Raw genomic sequence first — 20,281 nt, forward strand, 5'->3', positions numbered from 1 at the left:
CGCGGCGCACGGCCCGTGGGCCGTCGACCGGCAGCATGTCAGAGGCTGCCCAGCGCCGCGGCCGTCCGGTCGAGCGCGCCGGGAGCCACCGCGTAGTAGGCCCACCGCCCCCGCTGGCTGCGGGTCAGCAGCCCGGCGTCGACGAGCACCTTGAGGTGGTGGCTGACGGTCGGCTGGCTCAGGCCGACGGGTTCCGTGAGGTCGCAGACGCACGCCTCGTGGCCCTGCTGGGCCGCGACGATCGAGAGCAGGCGCACCCGGGCGGGTTCGCCGAGGGCCTTGAACACGCGGGCCAGCTCCTGGGCCCGTGCGGCGTCGACGCCCGCAGCGGCCGGTTCGACGCAGCAGGAGCCCGCCGGTGCGTCGGTGGCAGGCGTCTCGGTCGTCGTCATGGCCTCCATCTTGCCACGTATCGACAAGTGTGGATATGTTGTCCGGCGGACACATCGACAAGTATCGATATGGAGGCAGTCATGGGAACGACGACGGAGTACCCGGTCGTGGTGATCGGCGCAGGCCCGACCGGGCTCGCGGCCGCGGCGCACCTGCTCGAACGCGGGCTCGACCCGCTCGTGCTGGAGGCCGGTGAGGGCCCCGGCGCGGCGGTGGCCCAGTGGGGGCACGTGCGACTGTTCTCGCCCTGGCGGTACTGCGTCGACCCGGCCTCCCGCCGTCTGCTCGAGGCCACCGGCACGTGGCAGGAGCCGGACCCCGAGGCGCTCCCCACGGGCGCGGACCTCGTCCACGACTACCTCGAGCCGCTGGCCGCCACCGACGCCCTGCGCGACCGCATCGCGTACGGCACCCGGGTCACCGCCGTCGTCCGCGACGGGGCCGACCGCACCCGTTCCCTGGGACGTGAGCGCCGTGCCTACCGCGTGCGGACCGTCGGGGCCGACGGCAGCACCCGGGACGTGCTCGCCCGGGCCGTCGTCGACGCCTCCGGCACCTGGACCCGCCCCAACCCCGTCGGTGCGCACGGCATCCCCGCGGTGGGCGAGGAGGCGGCGCGGACCTTCGTCACGGGGCCCCTGCCGGACGTCCTCGGCGCCGACCGGGACCGGTTCGCCGGCCGGCACACCCTGGTCGTGGGGACGGGGCACTCGGCCGCCAACACCTTGCTCGCCCTGACGACGCTGGCGGACGAGGTGGCCGGCACCCGCGTCACCTGGGCCATCCGCGGGGGCTCGGCGCGCCGGCTGTTCGGCGGTGGTGCCGACGACCAGCTCCCGGCCCGCGGGTTGCTCGGCAGCCGGCTGCGCGACGCCGTCGAGGCCGGCCGCCTCGAGCTGATCACCCGCGCCGCGGTCGACGAGCTCGTGCCCGACGGTGACGTCGTCCGCGTGCGCGGGACCGGACGCCGTGCCGGGGTCGACGGTTCGCTCGACCTCGCCGTCCACCAGGTCGTCGGGGCCACCGGGTTCCGGCCCGACCTCGACCTCCTGCGCGAGATCCGCCTCGACCTCGACCCCGTCGTCGAGGCGCCGTCCCGGCTCGCCCCGCTCATCGACCCGAACCTGCACTCGTGCGGGTCCGTCGAACCGCACGGCGAGTCCGTGCTCAGCCACCCCGACGCCGGCTTCTACCTGGCCGGGATGAAGTCGTACGGCCGGGCGCCGACGTTCCTGCTCGCCACCGGGTACGAGCAGGTCCGGTCCATCGCCGCGGCACTGGCGGGGGACCGGGCGGCCGCCGACGCCGTCCACCTGGAGCTGCCGACCACGGGGGTCTGCTCGACGGACCTGGCGGAGCCGGACGGCGGCGACGGCTGCTGCGGGACGACGGCGGAGCCGGGACCCCGGCCGGTCGCGCTGTCGTCGGCGCCGCGGTAGGTTCGTCGGCACCGGGTGCGCGCCGCCGCCGTCGCGCGATGGCCCGCACCCGGTGCCACGCTGGACGCATGACCAGCCGCTCCCGCCGTCTGGTGACGGCCGCCGCCGTCGTCCTCGTGCTCACCCTGCTCTCGGCCTGCGCGGCCGGCGCGAACCCCGCGCTCGACACCGCCCCCGCCGGCGCCGAGGACCCGGCCGGGTTCTGGTACGGGCTCTGGCAGGGCATGATCCTGCCGGTCACCTTCGTGGTGTCGCTGTTCACCGACACCGTCTCGATCTACGAGGTCCACAACAGCGGCAACTGGTACGACTTCGGCTACGTGCTGGGGATCTCGTTCGTGTTCGGCGGGCCGTTCGGCGCCAGCCGGGCCCGGCGCTGACTCGTCGCCGACCGGTCCTGACTCGCGAAGAACTGTCCTGACTCGCGAAGAACTGTCCTGACTCGCGCGGTGTCGTGCTGACTCGCGCAGTGGGGTCGGGTCAGGAGCTGGCGTCGCAGCAGTCGTCGCCGCCGCGGCAGTCGCCGGCGTGGTCCCCGTCCTCGTGGCCGACCATCGCCGCGACCGGGGTGCAGCAGGCGTCCCCAAGCCACGCCTCGAGGCCCTCGCGGACGGCGAACCCGGCGATGACGAGCGCCGCCACCGGGTCGGCCCACGTCCAGCCGAGGGTCGCGTTGAGCACCAGGCCGACGAGCAGCACGGCCGAGAGGTAGCTGCAGATCAGGGTCTGCTTCGAGTCGGAGACGGCGGAGGCCGATCCGAGCTCCCGGCCCGTGCGGCGTTCGAACCAGGACAGCAGCGGCATGACGGCGAGGCTGACGGCGGCGAGCGCGATACCGACGGTCGAGTGGTCGGGTTCGACCGCCCCGAGCAGGGTGCGCACGGCCTCGACGGTGACGAACGCGGCCAGCCCGAAGAACGAGAACGCGATCAGGCGCAGCGCCACCCGTTCGCGCCGGTGCGGGTCGGGGGCGGCGAACTGCCAGGCCACCGCGGCGGCGGAGAGCACCTCGACGACCGAGTCGAGCCCGAACCCGACCAGGGCCGCCGAGGAGGCCAGGTGGCCGGCGGTGAGGGCCACCACGGCTTCGACGACGTTGTAGGTGATCGTCGCGGTGACGATCCAGCGCACCCGGCGTTCGAGCACGGCGCGACGGGCGGCAGCGAGCGGGCGGGGGTGGGTGCCGAGGGACGTCATCCCTCCCACGGTATCGACCCCTGCCGGTCCTAGGACGTCGAGCCCGTGCGGGACCGCCGCTGCCGGACCCACCGGACGAGCACCCCCACGGCGAACACGCCGGCCCCGGTCAGCACCGCCCCGACGGGCAGCGTCACCACGAGCACGAGGCACGCGACCAGGCCGAACCCCTGCTGCACGCGCGGGTACAGCCGGTGCTCGGGGGTCTGCGTCCAGGCACTGGCGTTGGCGACCGCGTAGTACAGCAGCACACCGACGCTGGAGAACCCGATCGCCCCGCGCAGGTCGACGGTCAGCACGAGCGTCACGACGACCACGGCCAGCGCCACCTCGGCCCGGTGCGGCACCCCGAAGCGGGGGTGCACCGCCGACAGCCAGCGAGGCAGGTCGCCCTCGCGCGCCATCGCCAACGACGTCCGCCCGATGCCGGCCACGAGCGCCAGCAGCGCGCCCAGCGAGGCGGCCGCCGCCCCGACCCGCACGACCACCCCGGCCCACGGTGAGCCGTCGACCGCGGCGGCCAGCGGCGTCGTCGTGCCGGCGATGCCGTCCAGCCCCAGGGACCCGAGCAGCGTGAGGGCCACCACCGTGTACACCACGACGGCACCACCGAGCGCCAGCAGCACCGCCCGCGGGATCGTGCGGCGCGGGTCGCGCACCTCCTCGCCCATCGTGGCGATGCGCGCGTACCCGGCGAAGGCGAAGAACAGCAGACCCGCGGCCTGCAGGACCCCGTAGGCCACCGCCCAGCCGCCGTCCGTCGGGGTGACGGCGCCGGTCCCGAGCGACGGGGCGGCCGCGCCCGACCACACCACGGCGGTCCAGGTCGCCAGCACGAGCAGCACGAGGGCGACGATCCAGCGCGTCAGCCGGGCCGTGCGGGTCACGCCCCGGTAGTTCACCGCGGCCAGCGCGACCACCGCCACGGCCGCGACCGGGCGCTCCCAGCCGGGCGGGGCGGCGTAGGCGGCGAAGGTCAACGCCATGGCCGCGCAGCTCGCCGTCTTGCCGACGACGAACCCCCACCCGGCCAGGTAGCCCCACCACTCGCCGAGGCGTTCGCGGCCGTAGACGTACGTGCCGCCGGCCACCGGGTACTGGGCGGCGAGCTGGGCCGAGCTGGTCGCGTTGGCGTACGCCACGAGGGCGGCCAGGGCCAGGGCCCCGAGCAGCGCCCAGCCCGTGCCGGCGGGCAGCACGGCGCGGGCGGCCGGGGCGAACGCGGCGAAGACACCGGCGCCGATCATGGATCCGAGTCCGATCGCGACGGCGTCCTTCGTGCCGAGGCGGCGGGCGAGCCGGGTCACGGAGCGGTTCCTTCGGGTGGGGTCCTGTGGTGCGCGCTCATCCTGCCAGGCCGCGGCCGCGCAGGTGGCGCTGGTAGGTCGTGTTGCCGCCCGACAGGTTCGCGACGTCGGCGAACCCGCGGTTGCGCAGCACGTTCTGCCCGGCGTTGGCGGTGACGCCCTTGTTGCAGTAGACGATCGTGGGCACTGCCGCGTCGAGCTCGGCGGCCCGGGCCCGCAGCTCGGCCAACGGGATGTGCACGGAGCCGTCGACGGACGAGCGCTCGCGATCCTTCGCGGAGCGCAGGTCGACCACCTGGAGGCTGCCGCCCGCGTCACGCCGGCGGTCCAGCTCGGCGGACGAGACGAGCCCGGCCCGCCCGCTGACGGCGCCGTCCAGCGCCATGCCCGTGTAGTGCACCGGGTCCTTGGTGGTGGAGAACGGCGGGGCGTAGGCGAGGTCGAGGTGGAACAGGTCCTCGGCCCGCGCCCCGAAGCTGATGGCGGTGGCGAGCACGTCGACGCGCTTGTCCACACCCGACGGTCCGACGATCTGGGCACCGAGCAGCCGCCCGGTGACGCGGTCCGCGACGGCCTTGATCAGCATCTCCTGGCCGCCGAGGTACTCGGGCCGGTCGGGTTTGATGTTGTGCACGACGACCGGGTCGAACCCGGCGGCGCGGGCGCGGTCCTCCGAGAGCCCGGTCTGCGCCACGGCGAGGTCGAAGACGCGCACGATCGACGTCCCGAGGATCCCGCGGTGCTCCAGGTCCCCGCCGGTGAGCACGTCACCGGTGATGCGGCCCATCTTGTTGGCCGTCGACCCGAGCGGCACCCAGACCGGCTCGCCGGTGATGAGGTCGAAGCTCTCGGCGACGTCCCCGACGGCCCACACGTGCTCCACCGAGGTCCGGCCGCGGCGATCGACGGCGATCGCGCCGGTCTCCCCGACGCGCACCCCGGCGGCCTCCGCCAGCTCGAGGTTCGGCCGGACCCCGACCGCGACGATCACCAGCCCGGCCGGCACGGTCCGGTCCTTCCCGTCCTCGTCCGCCGCGACGACGACGGCCCGGGCCGCGCCGTCGTCGGCCGTCTCGATCGCGGTCACCCGCGCCCTGGTGAGCAGCTCGACGCCGTGGTCGCGCAGCTCGTCGTCGACGCGGTCGGCGACGTCGGCGTCCAGGGAGGGCATCGCGTGCGGCTCCTGCTCGACCACGGTGACCTGCAGACCGCGCTCGGTGAGCTGCTCGGCGGCCTCCAGCCCGATGTACCCGGCGCCGACGACCACCGCCCGCTCGACGCCGCGGGACTCGATCCACTGCCGGATCGCCCGGGCGTCGGACGGGTTGCGCAGCGTGAACACGCCGTCGGCGTCCACGCCGGGCAGCGGCGGCACGACGGGGGAGACACCGGTGGCGAGGACGAGCTCGTCGTAGCCGTCGGTGAACGTCTCGCCGGTGGCCAGGTCCTGGACGGTGATCGTGCGGGACCTGGCGTCGACGTCGGTGACCTCGTGGCCGGTGCGCACGTCGATCGCGTAGCGCTGCGCGAACCACGAGGGGTCGCGCGGGGTGAGATCGTCCATGCTCTCCACGACGCCGCCGAGGTAGAACGGCAGCCCGCAGCCCGAGTAGGAGATGTCCCGGTCGCGCTCGTAGACGACGATCTCGGCGTCCTCCGACCCGCGCCGGGCCTTGGCGGCGGCCGTGGTGCCGGCGGCGACGGACCCGACGACGACGATCTTCGGCCCGTCGCTCATCGGGCGACCACCTCGACGTCGAGCGAGGCGAGCAGCTCCCGCACCCGGCGCTCGATCTCGTCGCGGATCGGGCGCACGGCGTCGATGCCCTGGCCGGCCGGGTCGTCGAGCTGCCAGTCCTCGTAGCGCTTGCCGGGGTAGATGGGGCAGGCGTCGCCGCAGCCCATGGTGATGACGACGTCGGAGGCCTGCACCGCGTCGTCGGTGAGCACCTTGGGCTGCTCGGCGCGGAGGTCGACGCCCTGCTCCAGCATCGCCTCGACGGCGACGGGGTTGATCGAGTCCTTCGGGGCGGACCCGGCGGAGCGGACCTCGACGGCGTCGCCGCCGAGCGCGCGCAGGAACCCGGCGGCCATCTGGGAGCGGCCGGCGTTGTGGACGCAGACGAACAGCACGGAGGGGGTGGGCATGTCGGACGTTCCTCTCAGAGAAGGGTGTCGATGAGGCGGTGGACGCGGGCGTCGAGCTCGTCGCGGATGGCCCGGACGCCCGCCGGGGAGGCGAGCGCGGGATCCCCGACGACCCAGTCCTCGTACCGCTTGCCGGGCAGCACGGGGACGGAGTCCCCGCAGCCCATGGTGACGACCACGTCGGCGGCGCGCACGGCGTCGTCGGTCAGCGGCTTGGGGAAGAAGACGTCGTCGGGCGCGCCGAGGTCCTCCAGCACCGGGCGGACGACGTCGTGCACGTCGCCGGCAGGCACCGACCCGGCCGAACGGACCACCACCCGGTCCCCGGCGCTGCGGGCCAGCAGCGCCGCGGCCAGCTGGGAGCGGCCGGCGTTGCCGACGCAGACGAACAGCACCTGCGGCGGGTGGTCGGTGGCGGGCCCGGGGGCCTCGACCGTGCGGTTCTTGGCGGCGTCCGCGAGGCGCTGGCGGGCGAAGTGCTCGGTGAGCGCGACGAGGTGGACGGGGATGCCGCCGCGGCGGGCCAGGGCGGTGTACGACTCGCGCACGACCCGCAGCGCCTCGTCCTCGGTGGTGCCCGGGATACGGGCCGCCAACGACTCGGCGAGCCGGCCGAGCTCGCGGTCGACGTCGGCCAGGCCGTGGAGCTCGGTCCACCGCCCGGCGCCGGGGTCCTCCGGTGTGGCGACCCGTCCGGAGTCCGCGACGGCGGGGGCGAACCGGTCCAGCAGCGTGGTCACGGCGGTGCGGTACACCGGGGCCACCCGGTAGAACACCGAGGTGCCGCGCCGGTCGGCGCTCAGCACGCCGACGTCGCGCAGCACCTTGAGGTGGTGGGAGACGGTGGGCTGGGAGACCTCGGCCAGCGCGGCGAGGTCGCCCACGTGGGCCTCGCCGCCCGGGGCGGTGGCGATGGCGGACAGCATGCGCAGGCGCAGCGGGTCGGCGAGCGCCTTGAGCACCCCCGCGACCGAGACGGCCACGTCGGGGCCGAGGGCGCGGCCGTCGGCGGGCACGGGTGCCGGTCCGGTGGTCTGGTCGGCGGATCCGCCGGGGGACTGGTCGGGTGACGGTGCGACGGTCATGCGCGGACCTCCGTGTCCGAGGACGCGGTCTCCACGGCGGCCTCGGTGCCGCCGGGAGCCGCGAGCGGGTCGACGCCGAACCAGCGGCGTCCGGCCCACAGGGTGACGTAGACGAGGCCCACGAGGACGGGGACCTCGATGAGCGGCCCGACGACGCCGGCGAGCGCCTCGCCGGACGTGGCGCCGAAGGTCGCGACGGCGACGGCGATGGCGAGCTCGAAGTTGTTGCCGGCCGCGGTGAACGCGAGCGTCGTGGTGCGGGCGTAGCCCAGGTCGAGGGCCCTGCCGGCGATCATGCCGAGGCCCCACATGATCGCGAAGTACGCCAGCAGCGGCAGCGCGATCCGGGCGACGTCGCCCGGGTGGTCGCTGATCTGCTCACCCTGCAGGGCGAACAGCAGCACGATCGTGAACAGCAGGCCGTACAGGGCCCACGGGCCGACGCGCGGGACGAACCGCTCCTCGTACCAGTCGAGCCCCCGGGTGCGCTCGCCGATCGCCCGGGAGGCGAAGCCGGCCGCGAGCGGGATGCCGAGGAAGACCAGCACGTTCAGGGCGATCTGCCCGATCGAGACGTCCAGGCCCGCGGTGTCCAGGCCCAACCACCCGGGCAGCACCGTGAGGTAGAAGTACCCGAGCACCGAGAACATCACGACCTGGAAGACCGAGTTGACCGCGACGAGCACGGCCGCGGCCTCGCGGTCGCCGCAGGCCAGGTCGTTCCAGATGACGACCATGGCGATGCAGCGGGCGAGCCCCACGATGATCAGCCCGGTGCGGTACGCGGGCAGGTCGGGCAGGAAGATCCACGCGAGGGCGAACATCAGCGCCGGCCCGACGAGCCAGTTGAGCACCAGCGAGCTGACGAGCAGGGCCTTGTCCCCGGTGACGGCGGCGACCCGGTCGTACCGGACCTTGGCGAGCACCGGATACATCATCACCAGCAGCCCGAGCGCGATGGGCAGGGAGATACCGCCGACCTCCATCGCCTCGAGGGCGTCGCCGAGCACGGGGACGAACCGTCCCAGCGCCAGGCCGACCACCATCGCCAGGCCGATCCACAGCGGCAGCCAGCGGTCGAGGGTGGACAGGCGGGCGCGGACCGGGGTGTCCGCCGAGGTGAGGGGCACGACGTCTCCTAGCTGATTCGACTCCTGTCAATATAGACGAACTTCGAATCAAGCGCATCCGCCGTCATCCCTTGTGGGCAGGCTGAACACGTGTTTAATCTGGTGAACATGAGTTCAGCCCTCGCCGCCGACGCCGATCCGGGCCCGTCCTCGGCCGGTCCGCCCGGGTCGACCCGGGACCGCATCCGGGACGCGGCCGTGCTGCGGTTCGCGCGGTCCGGGTTCGGCACGTCGGTGCGCACCATCGCCGCGGACGCGGGGGTGAGCCCGGCGCTGGTGATCCACCACTTCGGCTCCAAGGACGCGCTGCACGCCGCCTGCGACGAGCACGTGCTGGCCGGGATCGTCGAGTCCAAGCGGCAGAACATGGGCCGGGCCACCGGCGGACAGCTCCTGCAAGTGCTCGCCGAGGTCGACGAGTACGCGCCCCTGCTCGGCTACGTGGTGCGCTCCCTGCAGGCGGGCGGCGACGTCGCCCGGGCGTTCGTGGAGCACATGATCGAGGACGCCCGCGTCTACACCCGCGAGGCCGTGGCCGCCGGGATCGCCAAGCCCAGCGTCGACGAGGACGCCCGGGTCCGGTACCTCACGCTGTCCTCGCTGGGCACCCTCTCGCTCGCCCTCACCCTGAACCCGCCGGAGGACCCGGAGGACGTCGGGGCCACCGTGCGCACCTTCCTGGCCGAGCACTACCTGCCGATGATCGAGCTCTACGCCCAGGGCTTCCTCACCAGCCGTCGCATGCTCGACGACTACCTGCTCTACGTCTCCGACCCTCCGACGGGCGGCGAGTCCGACGACGCACCCGCCCCCGAGACCACGAACGAGGAACCATGACCAGCACCCCGAGCGCCGGCGCGCTCCCCATCGAGATCCACGACCTGCACAAGCACTTCGGCCCCACCCGCGCCCTGGACGGACTCGACCTGTCCGTCGCCGAGGGGGAGGTGGCCGGGTTCCTCGGGCCCAACGGCTCCGGGAAGTCCACCACCATCCGCGTGCTGCTCGGGCTCCTGCGCGCGACGGCCGGCTCCGCGCGGCTGTTCGGTGCCGACCCCTGGCGCGACGCCGTGGAGCTGCACCGCCGCCTCGCCTACGTCCCCGGCGACGTGACGCTGTGGCCCCACCTGACCGGCGGGGAAGCCATCGACTTCCTCTCCCGGCTGCGCGGACGCCCCGACCCGCGGCGCAAGGCCGAGCTGCTGGAGGCCTTCGAGCTCGACCCCTCCAAGAAGGCCCGCACGTACTCCAAGGGCAACCGGCAGAAGGTCGCCCTCGTGGCCGCCTTCGCGACCGAGGTGCCGCTGCTCATCCTCGACGAGCCCACCGCCGGCCTCGACCCGCTCATGGAGGCGGTGTTCACCGAGCGCGTGCGCGAGGCCGCGGCGCAGGGCACCTCGGTGCTCCTGAGCAGCCACATCCTGTCCGAGGTCGAGAAGGTCTGCGACACCGTGACGATCATCCGCGCCGGACGCGCGGTCGAGTCCGGCACCCTCGACGAGCTGCGCCACCTGACCCGGTCCAGCGTGACGGCCGTGGTGGCGGGCGACCCGGCGCGGGTGACCGCCCTGGACGGGGTGCACGACCTGCAGACCCACGACGACCTCGAGGGGACGCGGATCTCCTTCGACGTCGACAACACGGCCATGGGCAGCGTGCTCACCGCGCTCTCCGGCCTCGACGTGCGCTCCTTCACCGCCGCGCCGCCGTCGCTGGAGGAGCTGTTCCTGCGGCACTACGGCGACGACGTGTCCGCCGACGGCGAGTCGACCGACGGGACCGGGAACGCCCCGGGGCGGCACGCGGCCGCCCCGACGACGAGCGAGGCGGGAGCACGATGAGCACCGCCGTCGCCCCGCCCGCCGTCCGGACCGCCGAGCCCGCCCGCGGGGCCACCCTGACCGGCACCGGCGCGCTCGTGCGCTTCATGCTGCGCCAGGACCGGGTGCGCCTGACCGTGTGGACGGCCTCGGTCGTGTTCTTCTACACCTACTTCACGTTCGCCCTGAACCTGTTCTTCGACGACCCCGCCGCGATGCAGGGGCGGGCCGCCCTGATGGAGACGCCCGCCGGCATCGTCATGGGCGGCCCCGGGTACGGCCTGGACGACTACTCGACCGGGGTCGCCATGTCGAACGAGGGCATCACGTGGATGGTGCTCGCGCTCGCGATCCTGTCGATCCTGCACGTGGTGCGCCACACCCGCGCCGAGGAGGAGTCGAACCGCTCCGAGCTCGTGCGGGCCGCCGTCGTCGGGCGGCACGCCCCGGCCGTGGCCGCGATGATCACCCTCGTGCTCGTGCAGGCGGTCATCGCCGTGCTGTCGGCACTGGCCATGGTGGCCGTGGGCGACCTCGCCGTGGCGGACTCGTTCGCCATGACGATCGGTTCCGGGCTCAGCGCGCTCGTGTTCGGCGCCGTCGCGCTCGTCGGGTGCCAGGTGGTCGGTCACGCCCGCACCGCGACCGGGGTGAGCCTGGCCGTCTTCGCCGTCGCGTTCGTCGTCCGGGCCGTCGGGGACATCCGCGAGCTCGGCGGGTCCACCCTGTCCTGGTTCTCGCCGATCGCCTGGGCCCAGCAGATGCGTGCCTTCGTCGACCTGCGCTGGTGGCCCGTCGCGCTGAGCGTCGTCGCGATCGTCGCCCTCCTCGTGCTGGCGGCGGTGCTCGCCTCCCGCCGGGACTTCGGCGGGAGCCTCGTCGAGACCCGCGCCGGCCGGCCCGACGCCGCCGTCACGCTGCGCGGACCCCTGGCGATGGCCTGGCTGCAGCAGCGCTGGGCCCTGCTGTGGAGCTGCCTCGGGCTCGGGCTGATGTGGTTCGCCTCCGGCACCATGCTGCCGGGCATCGGCGACATGATCGGCGACATGGTCGTCGACAACCCGGTGCTGGCCCAGCTGTTCGGCGACGACCCGTCCCAGCTCGCCGTCGGGTTCATCAGCGTGCTCGTGCTGTACGCCGCCGTCTGCTGCGCCGCGTACGCCGTCGTCATGGCCCAGCGTCCCAAGGTCGAGGAGTCCTCGGGCCGTGCCGAGGTCGTCTTCTCCCACCCCGTGTCCCGGCACCGCTGGCTCGGGGCGCAGCTCGCCGTCGCCGGGTTCGGCACGGCGGTGCTGCTGGCCGTCAGCGTCTACGGGCTGTGGGCCGGTGCCGCGATCGCCGGGTGGGAAGACCAGGGGTTCGGCGACTACAGCGTGGTCGTGTGGACCCACCTGCCGGCGCTCGCGGTGTTCCTCGGGCTCGTCGTCGCGCTGTACGGCTGGGTGCCGCGGCTGACGGGGCTCGGCTGGGCGCTGGTGGCCTACACGTTCGTCGTCGGGATGTTCGGCCAGGTCCTCGACCTGCCGGACTGGGTCTACCGGGTCTCGCCGTTCGACGGGGTGCCGGAGGTGTTCTCCGAGGAGTCGTACGCCGGCGACCTCGCGCTGCTGTGGGGTGTCGCCGTGGTGCTCACGGTGCTCGGGTTCGTGGGCTTCCGGCGCCGCGACCTCGCCACGGGCTGACCGCCGGGCCCGCGCGGTACGGACCGTGCGGGCTCCGGCGGTCGGCCGTCAGCCGCCCGTCACGCGGGAGACCGCCGCGAGCGCCAGCCGGCGGGGCAGCACGCCGACCAGGGCGCCCGCCAGGGCGTTCGCCCGGCCGGACACCACGGTCGCGGGAGGCCGACGGCGGTCCAGCGCCCGGAACAGCGTGTCGGCGACCTGGTCGGCCGTCTGGAAGCGGCCCACCGCCGGCTCCTCGGACCCGACGACGTCGAAGAACTCCGTGCGCGTCGCACCCGGGCAGAGCGCGATCGCGTGGACGCCCGTCCCCCGCAGCTCGACCGACAGCGCCTCGGTGAAGCTGAGGACGTAGGCCTTGGTCGCGCCGTAGACGGCCATCCGCGGCAGCGGCTGGAACGCCGCGGTGCTGGCCACGTTGACGACCGCGCCGGAGCCGTGGGCGAGCAGGTCAGGCAGCAGCGCGCGGGTGAGGTTCGTCAGCGCCGTCACGTTGAGGGCGACCTCGTCGTCGACGCGCTGCGGGTCCTCCTCGACGAAGGGGCCGTGCGTGCCGAACCCGGCGTTGTTGACCAGGGTGCCGACGGGACGGTCGGCGGCGCGGGCGGCCTTGACGACCTCGGTGACACCGTCCGGGGTGGTGAGGTCGGCGGGCACGACGTCGACCGCGACGCCGTGCTCCGCGCGCAGCCGGGCCGCGAGCTCCTCGAGGCGGTCCGTGCGGCGGGCGACCAGCACGAGGTCGGCTCCTCGGGCCGCGAGCCGCGCCGCGACGACGGCGCCGATGCCGGAGCTCGCGCCGGTCACGACGGCGGACGATCCGTGCAGGTCGAGGGTCATGGAGCGCTCCAGGGGTCGAGGGACGGACGTCGCCACTGTAGGCCGGGTTTCGGCGCCGGCCCGGAGGGCGGGCTAGCGTGACCCGGTGACGACGACATCCGGCGACGGCCCCGACGAGGCCGTCACGGCCCCCGCGGAACCCCTCGCCCACGGTCTGCGGCCCCGGCACCTGACGATGATGGGGCTCGGCTCCGCGATCGGGGCCGGGCTGTTCCTGGGCTCCGGCGAGGCGATCGCGACGGCGGGCCCGGCGGTGCTGATCAGCTACGCGATCGCCGGGGCGATCGTCGTGGCCGTCATGCGCATGCTCGCCGAGATGGCGTCCGCCCTGCCCGCCTCCGGGTCGTTCTCCGTGTACGCCGAGGTGGCGCTCGGACGCTGGGCCGGCTTCCTGCTCGGGTGGCTCTACTGGTTCATGCTCATCATGGTCCTCGGCGTGGAGGTCACCGGCGTCGCCGAGATCGCCACCGCCTGGTGGCCCGCCGTCCCGCAGTGGGTGGTCGCGGGCGTCGTCGTCGCCGTCTTCGGCGGGATCAACCTCATCGGGGTGCGGCAGTTCGGCGAGGCCGAGTTCTGGTTCGCCCTGGTCAAGGTCGCCGCCATCGTGGCCTTCCTGGGTGTCGGCCTGCTCGTCGTCGTCGGCGTGATCCCCGTGGCGGGCAGCGTGCTCGGCGACTGGGCGGCGCACGGCGGCTTCGCGCCGGCCGGCGTGCCGGGGATCGCCGCCGGCCTGCTCGCCGTCGCGTTCGCGTTCGGCGGGATCGAGATCGTCGCGATCGCCGCGGCCGAGGCCCGCGACCCGCGCGACGCCGTCGCCCGCGCCACCCGCACGATCCTGTGGCGCATCCTGGTCTTCTACCTCGGGTCCGTGGCGATCATCGTCGCGCTGGTGCCGTGGGACGACGCCGACGCCCTCACCTCGCCGTTCGTGGCGGTCCTGCAGCTCGCCGGGTTCGACGGAGCCGCGCGGCTCATGGAGGTCGTGGTCGTCCTGGCGCTGCTGAGCGCGTTCAACGCCCAGGTGTACGGCACCTCGCGCATGCTGTTCTCCCTCGGGGAGCGACGTGACGCGCCGGCGGTGGCGACCCGCATCTCTCGGCGCGACGTGCCGTGGGTGGCGGTGGCGGTGTCGGTGTTCTTCGGCGTCGTCGCGGTCGTGCTGAACCGGGTGCTCCCGGAGACGTTGCTGTCCGTCCTGCTCAACGCCGTCGGCTCCGCCCTGTTCGTGGTCTGGCTGCTCATCGCCGTGTCCCAGCTGCGGCTGCGGCCGCGTCTGGAGGCCGAGGCGCGCCGCACGGGGGTGCCGATGCGGCTGAAGATGTGGGCCTTCCCGTGGCTGACCTGGCTCACCCTGGCCGCGCTCGTCGCCCTGGCCGCGCTCATGCTGTCCGACGACGCGGCACGCGCCCAGCTCGTCGCCACCGCCGGGCTCGTGGCCGTCATCCTCGCGGCGTACGGGCTCCTCGGGTGGCGACGTCGTGCCCGCGGCGGTGCGGAACAGTGGCAGCATGACGTCCATGGCTGAACTCGTCGCGGTGTGTCGCGTGCACCAGCTCCTGCCGGACGCGGGCACCGTCGGCGTCACCGCGATCGACAAGCGCGCGGTCGCCGGGCGGGTGAAGGCCGGCACCCACGGCCTGTACGCCGACGTCCAGGCGGACCGGGTGCACCACGGCGGACCGGAGCAGGCGGTCTACGCCTACGCCGAGGAGGACGCCCGCTACTGGGCCGAGGAGCTGGGCCGCGAGGTGACCCCGGGACTGTTCGGCGAGAACCTGCGCACCCGCGGCCTGGACGTGGGCGGTGCGCTGATCGGCGAGCGGTGGCACGTCGGGTCGGCCGTGCTCGAGGTGACGCAGCCGCGCACCCCCTGCGCCACCTTCGCCCGCCGCCTGGGGTCGCCGGAGCGCTGGGTGCGACGGTTCACCGAGGCGAACCGCACCGGGGCGTACCTGCGGGTGGTGGTGACCGGCGAGCTCGGCGCCGGCGACGCCGTGGAGGTCGCGTCACGGCCGACGCACGGTGTGTCGGTCGCCGACTGGTTCGGCGCCTGGAACGCTGGCCCCGAGGGTTTCGCGGAGGCGGCCCGCCTGGCCAGCGCGCTGCGCCGGGCGGCCGACGACGGCGAGCTCCGACCGAGCGAGGACATGGACACCCGGATGACGAAGGCGATGAACCGATGAGCACCACGCACGTCCCCACCACCGCCGACCACGTCGTCCTGTGCGACGACGCCGGCGAGCGGACCGGCACGTTCCCACGGGCCGAGGTCCACACCACCGACACGCCCCTGCACCTGGCGTTCTCGTGCTACCTGCTCGACGGCGCCGACAACCTTCTGATCACGCGGCGCGCCCTGGTCAAGCGCACCTGGCCGGGGGTGTGGACCAACTCGTTCTGCGGGCACCTGCGCTGGACGGAGGCGGTGGAGGACTCGATCGTCCGGCACGCCGAGCACGAGCTCGGTGCCACCGTCACCGGCGTCGACGTGGTGCTGCCCGAGTTCCGCTACCGCGCCGTGGACGCCTCGGGCGTGGTCGAGCACGAGATCTGCCCGGTGTACGTCGCCCGCGTCGACGGGGACCTGACGCCGAACCCGGACGAGGTCTCCGAGCACGTGTGGGCGCCGGCGCACGAGGTCCGTGCGGCGGTCCAGGCGACGCCGTGGGCTTTCAGCCCGTGGATGGGGTGGCAGCTCGAGGCGATCGCGGCGGTGCGGGCGGACGAGCGGACCCCGGGTGCGCGGGTGCTGGCCGGGGCGCTCGGTCTCGCCTGACGCCTGACGCCGGACCCACCTGTTGCGGGTCGCTCGGTGTCCACCTAGCTGTACTGACCTGACAGGTTGGTCAATCGGGTGATGGGTGGCCGGTTCCCGCGAGCGGTGTGGGGTCGGTGGTTCTTGTACTGGTGGATCCATGCTGCCAGCGAGGCTCGTGGGACTGCTGCACGGCTAGGTGACAGCCTGGGGCCCGGGCTTCATCGTTTGACGTAGCGGCGGATAGTGGACTCGGAGACTCCCAGCGCCCTGGCTACGGCAGCCGCTGAATGTCCGTCAGCGAGAAGCGAGGCAGCCGCCTCGCAGCGGTCAGGCGTCATGACTGTGGGACGCCCCCCCGTGCGCCCGCGAGCACGGGCGGCCGCGAGGCCCGCGACGGTGCTTTCGCGGATCAGATTGCGCCCCATCTGCGCCAGCACAGCCAGCATGTGCACCATGACCCGACCTGCAACAGTTGAGGTATTGATCTGTTCAGACAGCGACCGAAGAGCGACACCTCTTGCATCGAGTCGGGTCGTGAGGTCAATCAGATGGCCCACCGAACGACCCAGACGGTCCAACTTCGTCACCACGATCGTGTCGCCCTCTTGGAGATGCTCGATGAGCTCGGTAAGGACAGGGCGGTCGTCGCGGGCGCCGGAGGCGGCCTCTACCTTGATCTTCTGACGGTCGACGTTGGCAGCCACGAGTTGGTCGAGCTGGGAGTCGAGTGTCTGTCCCGCGGTGGAGACCCGCGCGTAGCCGAACGTCATCGCCATACCGAGAACGCTATCGAAAACCCGTCTGAGGGGTTCCGATCGCCGCACTTGCTGACATGGGTCTTTGACCGAGGCGCTCCCCTGCAACCAGGCCGATCAGGTGACGGCAATGATGGTTCGTCACAAACGGTCGTTATTGGCGCAACACATAACGGAATGATAACGATCTCTTTCAGGGGGTGGCCTGGTGCACCCTGGAGGGCAATGCTGCGAGCGAAAGGCTGCGTAGACGGACAATATGGCGCGTACGCCTGTGACCAGCCAGAACGCCAGCAGAAAGGAGTGCTAGAAAGAGGGCGGCCCTCGCGCGAAGCGAAGGGTCAAACTATTCTGCCTGCAACGCGCCATCCGAGGCATGACGGCACAGAGAGGCATGTCAAGTAGTCTCTCGAGCGCATCAAACCCCAATCTGATTGGATACCAAGCAATGCGCTCCCTGCGTCCACTTCTGACCGCCGTGCTGGCCGGATTGTTGGCACTCACGATCTCCGCCCCAGCATCCGCGGATAGGGATATGTCGACCGACCGCGGTAACGACGACTGGATGAACCTGCCTATCGCCAAAGCCAACCCCAACGCCTCCAAGGAGGTCATCCTTTCTCTGCCTGGAAAGATGCAGCGAGCCGACTCCTACATTGACCCCTCGTACTCCCCGGGTGACATTATCTACTATCCCGATGGCAGGCCGGTGGAGGGCCAGAACCTTACGGCGGCCGAGACCATGGAGGCGGCGGCGGTTGCGGCTGGCTGCTCAGGAACGGTGTACGCCGGTAGCTATGGTTACTTCGGCGTCGAAGATATCTGCAGTGTAGTGATCTGGGGGCACCGAGGCTACGAGCAAAGGTACTACTGGGGCACCGGGAGCAAGTATGAAACTACTTGCATGAAGGGAAGGGGCTACTACTTCGATCGCAGCGGCTACCCAGTTAAGAAAATGTGGGACCTGGGTTGCCGCAAGTTCCATTACACTGGGGTTTCCGTGCCGTGGGGCAATGTTATCGGGAACCCATCGGTGCGCGCAGCCTCACTGGGTCTCACGCAGCAAGTTGGGTGGTGGGTCTGAGGCCGGGCAGAATTCTAGTGGTTCGACCACGGCTCCTGGGGCGCCTGGCACGGTTTGGGTGCCCCAGGGGCCGTGTAAGGCACTTTCGAGCTGCCGCATTGCGCGCATTCTAAATTTCCGCTAACCTGAGCAGGTAGGTAACGGCGGTGATAATCATGACACTCAAACGACTTGCAGTCGTCGGATCGCTCACAGCGTTGATGGCACTCTTGCTCTACTTGATATCGACCAAGAACCCCCTCGGCGGCTGGATCGTTTCCTTGACTCTTCCAGGCATCGTCGTCTATGGCCTTGTCCGGCGCAGGGTCTCTGGAAAGAGCACGTCCGCTTCTGTCCGTCCAGCAGCACAGGGAATGAATGAAGTCCAAGACGTGGTGCTCAACCGGCCAGGAGTTTCGGTGACCTACGGATCGCCGGAAGGAACGGTGGCGACAGAGTACGATCCCCGGATCGTTGACTTCCTTGACGATCCAGGCCACCACGACGACTCGCCAGCGAATTGACAGCAGACTTACCCTCTCGGTAGAACACCTCTACTCGCCGAGGTCGCGGCCCGGTTCCAGTGCTCGTGGCCCACCGTCAAGCGGTGGGCCAACCAGTATGCGGCGGACGGGCCCATGAGCGACCGGTCCTCGCGCCAGCGCCGGATGCCGGCCAGGACCGACCCGGCCACCACACGGCGAATCGTGTCGCTGCGGCTTCGCAAGCGCCTGGGACCGGTCCAGCATGCGGCGTTGACGGGCGTGGCACCCTCGAACGCGCATCGGGTCCTGACTCGGTGCCGCCTCAACCGGCTCTAGCACGTTGACCGCACGACCGGTGAGCCGGTGCGTCGCTGCGAGCACGACCATCCCGGCGCGATGCTGTACGTGGACGTCAAGAAGCCCGGCAACATCCCCGACGGCGGCGGGTGGCGATTCTTGGGCCGCCCGCGGGGCGACCGGAACCGGGCCGCCACCGCGGGCAAGCCCAGGAACAAGCACCACTACCCCAAGATGGGCTACGCGTTCGTGGACACCGTCATTGGCGACCACTCCTGGGTCGCCTACGCCGAGGTGCACGACGACGAGACCGCCGTGACCGCGACCGGGGTGCCGCGCCGGGCCACGGCATCCTGTCGGACAACGACTCGGCCTACGTCTCCCACCTGTGGCGCGACACCCGCGCCGACCTCAAGATCAAGCACTCCCGGACCGGGCCCCGCCGCCCCCAGATCAACCGCAAGATCGAAACCTTCCATCGCACCTGGCCGACGGGTTGGGCTACGCCCGCTGCAACACCTCAGAGACCGAACGACTAGACGCCCTGGCAGCATGGATCCACCCAGTACAACCACCGACCCCACACCGCCTGCGGGAACCGGCCACGCAGCACCCGATTGACCAACCTGTCAGGTCAGTACAGCTAGCCCACGAGGTTCCACGACGCGATGGTGGGCCGCCCGTGCGAGCTCCCGAGCTCGCTGACCGCGGCGCAGCCGAGCTCCAGGTGGACGCCGAACCCCGCCTCCACCCCCAGCCACGAGGTGGCCAGCACGCGCAGCAGATGGCCGTGCGCCACGACCAGCACGGTCCCGCCGTTCGCGAGCGCCGGGCGGACGCGACGCAGGAACCGGTCGGTGCGCACCCGGACGTCGGCCAGGGACTCCCCGCTCGGGCCGCCGCCACCGGGCTCCCGGAGCGCCGGGAGGTCGACGCCGTCGCGGAAGATCTCGTACGGGCGGCCCAGTGCCCCGCCGACCTCGGCCGAGGTGAGCCCCTCCACGGGGCCGTAGTCCCACTCGGCGAGGTCGGGGTCCGTGACGGCGTCGCCGAACCCCGCCAGCTCGGCCGTGCGGTGGGCCCGCTGGAGCGGCGAGCAGTGCACGGCGACCGGCTCGAGGCCGGCGAGCCGTTGCCCGGCCGCCCGTGCCTGCCGTTCGCCGTCGCGGGTCAGCGGGACGTCGGTGCGCCCGGTGTGCCGCCCGGCCAGCGCCCACTCGGTGTCGCCGTGGCGCAGGAGCACGAGGCGGGACGGGCTCGCCGCAGGAGCGTTCATGCCTCGATCGTCCCGGATCGGGCCGGGGGTCGCGCCCGGAGGGTGATTTGTGGCACTCTTCACACGTTTGCCACATCTGCGTCCTGGAGGGCGTCCGTGCTCGTCTTCGCGCTGATCGGTGTCGCCGGTCTCGTCCTGCTCCTCGTCTCGCTCGTCGTCGGGGAGGTCGTGGACCTCGGTGACGGCGCCGTCTCCGGAACCTCCCTGGGGGTGGGTGCCGTCGTCTTCGGTGCCGTCGGCGCCGTCGTGACCGTGAACGGCTGGGCCCCGTGGATCGCGTACGTCGCCTCGCTGGCCGTGGGCCTGCTGGCGGTGCTCGTCGCCCAGCTCCTGATCCGGCGGCTCAGCGCCACCGAGGACAACGCGCACGTCGACCTCGTGGGCGTGCAGGGCACCGCGACGACGGACATCACCCAGTCCTCCGGCGAGGTCGCCCTCGATGCGGTGAGCGAGCTCGAACGACGTCTGGCGTGGTCGACGGAGCCCATCGCCTCCGGGACCCGCGTGGTCGTCCTCGAGCACCAGCCCCACAGCGTGCGCGTCGGCCCCTACCGGCCCGAGGACTGACGCCGGGGCCCATGCCCCGGCCGTGTCGACCCGGCACGCCGA

General features: G+C 72.4%; 21 protein-coding genes and 2 pseudogenes. 12 read left to right on the forward strand and 11 right to left on the reverse strand.

Going from position 1 to position 20,281, the window contains the following annotated elements:
- Positions 1 to 38: 38 nt before the first annotated feature.
- Entirely contained in the window at positions 39 to 392 is a 354-nt protein-coding gene (locus tag Q6347_RS02350) for a helix-turn-helix transcriptional regulator (protein WP_171246160.1), read from the reverse strand.
- Between the two features lie 81 nt (positions 393 to 473).
- On the opposite strand from Q6347_RS02350, the gene Q6347_RS02355 reads away from it, so the two are divergent.
- Together Q6347_RS02355 and Q6347_RS02360 are read left to right on the forward strand one after the other, a co-directional pair.
- The gene (locus Q6347_RS02355) at positions 474 to 1,832 is read left to right on the forward strand and encodes an FAD-dependent oxidoreductase (RefSeq protein ID WP_304606578.1); all 1,359 of its coding nucleotides are present in this window, start codon (positions 474 to 476) and stop codon (positions 1,830 to 1,832) included.
- Between the two features lie 68 nt (positions 1,833 to 1,900).
- Positions 1,901 to 2,212, forward strand: a complete 312-nt coding sequence (locus tag Q6347_RS02360) for a hypothetical protein (protein WP_171246162.1) — start codon at positions 1,901 to 1,903, stop codon at positions 2,210 to 2,212.
- 100 nt (positions 2,213 to 2,312) lie between these two features.
- On the opposite strand, the gene Q6347_RS02365 is transcribed toward Q6347_RS02360, so the two are convergent.
- The 6 genes from Q6347_RS02365 to arsB are packed head-to-tail and all read right to left on the reverse strand — an operon-like array spanning position 2,313 to position 8,699.
- On the reverse strand, positions 2,313 to 3,029 hold the full coding sequence (locus tag Q6347_RS02365) for a cation diffusion facilitator family transporter (protein ID WP_304606579.1): 717 nt from the start codon (positions 3,027 to 3,029) through the stop codon (positions 2,313 to 2,315).
- A gap of 29 nt (positions 3,030 to 3,058) precedes the next feature.
- Positions 3,059 to 4,336, reverse strand: coding sequence for an APC family permease (locus Q6347_RS02370; protein ID WP_304606580.1), 1,278 nt, complete (start codon positions 4,334 to 4,336; stop codon positions 3,059 to 3,061).
- A gap of 37 nt (positions 4,337 to 4,373) precedes the next feature.
- Positions 4,374 to 6,074, reverse strand: coding sequence for an FAD-dependent oxidoreductase (locus Q6347_RS02375; RefSeq protein ID WP_304606581.1), 1,701 nt, complete (start codon positions 6,072 to 6,074; stop codon positions 4,374 to 4,376).
- Complete coding sequence (locus Q6347_RS02380) at positions 6,071 to 6,484, reverse strand: arsenate reductase ArsC (RefSeq protein WP_304602819.1); 414 nt, start codon at positions 6,482 to 6,484, stop codon at positions 6,071 to 6,073. Before Q6347_RS02380 ends, Q6347_RS02375 begins: the two co-directional genes overlap by 4 nt.
- 14 nt (positions 6,485 to 6,498) lie before the next feature.
- On the reverse strand, positions 6,499 to 7,569 hold the full coding sequence (locus Q6347_RS02385) for a metalloregulator ArsR/SmtB family transcription factor (protein WP_304606582.1): 1,071 nt from the start codon (positions 7,567 to 7,569) through the stop codon (positions 6,499 to 6,501).
- Entirely contained in the window at positions 7,566 to 8,699 is a 1,134-nt protein-coding gene (gene arsB, locus Q6347_RS02390) for an ACR3 family arsenite efflux transporter (RefSeq protein WP_304606583.1), read from the reverse strand. Before arsB ends, Q6347_RS02385 begins: the two co-directional genes overlap by 4 nt.
- A 108-nt stretch (positions 8,700 to 8,807) precedes the next feature.
- Here arsB and Q6347_RS02395 point away from each other — a divergent pair, with 108 nt between their 5' ends.
- Genes Q6347_RS02395 through Q6347_RS02405 form a run of 3 tightly spaced genes read left to right on the forward strand, consistent with a single transcriptional unit; the run spans position 8,808 to position 12,201 of the window.
- Positions 8,808 to 9,536: a TetR/AcrR family transcriptional regulator gene (locus Q6347_RS02395; RefSeq protein WP_304606584.1), complete on the forward strand. Its 729-nt coding sequence runs from the start codon at positions 8,808 to 8,810 to the stop codon at positions 9,534 to 9,536.
- Positions 9,533 to 10,540, forward strand: coding sequence for an ABC transporter ATP-binding protein (locus Q6347_RS02400; protein WP_304602815.1), 1,008 nt, complete (start codon positions 9,533 to 9,535; stop codon positions 10,538 to 10,540). The genes Q6347_RS02395 and Q6347_RS02400 overlap by 4 nt, the downstream gene beginning before the upstream one ends.
- On the forward strand, positions 10,537 to 12,201 hold the full coding sequence (locus tag Q6347_RS02405) for an ABC transporter permease (RefSeq protein WP_304606585.1): 1,665 nt from the start codon (positions 10,537 to 10,539) through the stop codon (positions 12,199 to 12,201). The genes Q6347_RS02400 and Q6347_RS02405 overlap by 4 nt, the downstream gene beginning before the upstream one ends.
- A 48-nt stretch (positions 12,202 to 12,249) precedes the next feature.
- On the opposite strand, the gene Q6347_RS02410 is transcribed toward Q6347_RS02405, so the two are convergent.
- On the reverse strand, positions 12,250 to 13,038 hold the full coding sequence (locus Q6347_RS02410; protein WP_304602813.1) for an SDR family oxidoreductase: 789 nt from the start codon (positions 13,036 to 13,038) through the stop codon (positions 12,250 to 12,252).
- Between the two features lie 175 nt (positions 13,039 to 13,213).
- On the opposite strand from Q6347_RS02410, the gene Q6347_RS02415 reads away from it, so the two are divergent.
- The 3 genes from Q6347_RS02415 to idi are packed head-to-tail and all read left to right on the forward strand — an operon-like array spanning position 13,214 to position 15,814.
- Positions 13,214 to 14,563 (forward strand): amino acid permease, encoded by a 1,350-nt coding sequence (locus Q6347_RS02415; RefSeq protein ID WP_369810810.1) that lies wholly within the window; start codon positions 13,214 to 13,216, stop codon positions 14,561 to 14,563.
- The gene (locus Q6347_RS02420) at positions 14,556 to 15,221 is read left to right on the forward strand and encodes an MOSC domain-containing protein (RefSeq protein ID WP_304606587.1); all 666 of its coding nucleotides are present in this window, start codon (positions 14,556 to 14,558) and stop codon (positions 15,219 to 15,221) included. The genes Q6347_RS02415 and Q6347_RS02420 overlap by 8 nt, the downstream gene beginning before the upstream one ends.
- Positions 15,218 to 15,814 carry an isopentenyl-diphosphate Delta-isomerase gene (gene idi / locus Q6347_RS02425; RefSeq protein WP_304606588.1) on the forward strand — a complete coding sequence of 199 codons (597 nt, stop codon included), beginning with the start codon at positions 15,218 to 15,220 and terminating at the stop codon, positions 15,812 to 15,814. Before Q6347_RS02420 ends, idi begins: the two co-directional genes overlap by 4 nt.
- 44 nt (positions 15,815 to 15,858) lie before the next feature.
- On the opposite strand, the pseudogene Q6347_RS02430 reads toward idi, so the two are convergent.
- Positions 15,859 to 15,972 (reverse strand): annotated as a pseudogene (locus tag Q6347_RS02430) (IS481 family transposase); the annotation flags it as partial.
- A gap of 42 nt (positions 15,973 to 16,014) precedes the next feature.
- Positions 16,015 to 16,572, reverse strand: coding sequence for a recombinase family protein (locus tag Q6347_RS02435; protein ID WP_304602809.1), 558 nt, complete (start codon positions 16,570 to 16,572; stop codon positions 16,015 to 16,017).
- 514 nt (positions 16,573 to 17,086) lie between these two features.
- Here Q6347_RS02435 and Q6347_RS02440 point away from each other — a divergent pair.
- The 3 genes and pseudogenes from Q6347_RS02440 to Q6347_RS02450 all read left to right on the forward strand — a co-directional run.
- Positions 17,087 to 17,635, forward strand: coding sequence for a hypothetical protein (locus Q6347_RS02440; protein ID WP_304602808.1), 549 nt, complete (start codon positions 17,087 to 17,089; stop codon positions 17,633 to 17,635).
- 155 nt (positions 17,636 to 17,790) lie between these two features.
- Entirely contained in the window at positions 17,791 to 18,138 is a 348-nt protein-coding gene (locus Q6347_RS02445) for a hypothetical protein (RefSeq protein WP_304606589.1), read from the forward strand.
- A gap of 33 nt (positions 18,139 to 18,171) precedes the next feature.
- A pseudogene (locus Q6347_RS02450) lies at positions 18,172 to 19,043 on the forward strand (integrase core domain-containing protein); the annotation flags it as partial.
- Here the strand turns inward: Q6347_RS02450 and Q6347_RS02455 are convergent.
- Positions 19,040 to 19,672 (reverse strand): histidine phosphatase family protein, encoded by a 633-nt coding sequence (locus tag Q6347_RS02455; protein ID WP_304602806.1) that lies wholly within the window; start codon positions 19,670 to 19,672, stop codon positions 19,040 to 19,042. The pseudogene Q6347_RS02450 and the gene Q6347_RS02455 sit on opposite strands and share 4 nt — an antisense overlap.
- A gap of 96 nt (positions 19,673 to 19,768) precedes the next feature.
- On the opposite strand from Q6347_RS02455, the gene Q6347_RS02460 reads away from it, so the two are divergent.
- On the forward strand, positions 19,769 to 20,239 hold the full coding sequence (locus Q6347_RS02460; RefSeq protein ID WP_304602805.1) for an NfeD family protein: 471 nt from the start codon (positions 19,769 to 19,771) through the stop codon (positions 20,237 to 20,239).
- Positions 20,240 to 20,281: the final 42 nt, after the last annotated feature.

Origin of the sequence: Isoptericola sp. b408, from assembly GCF_030588085.1 — a bacterium.
In the GTDB taxonomy this organism is placed as follows: Bacteria; Actinomycetota; Actinomycetes; order Actinomycetales; family Cellulomonadaceae; genus Isoptericola; species Isoptericola sediminis.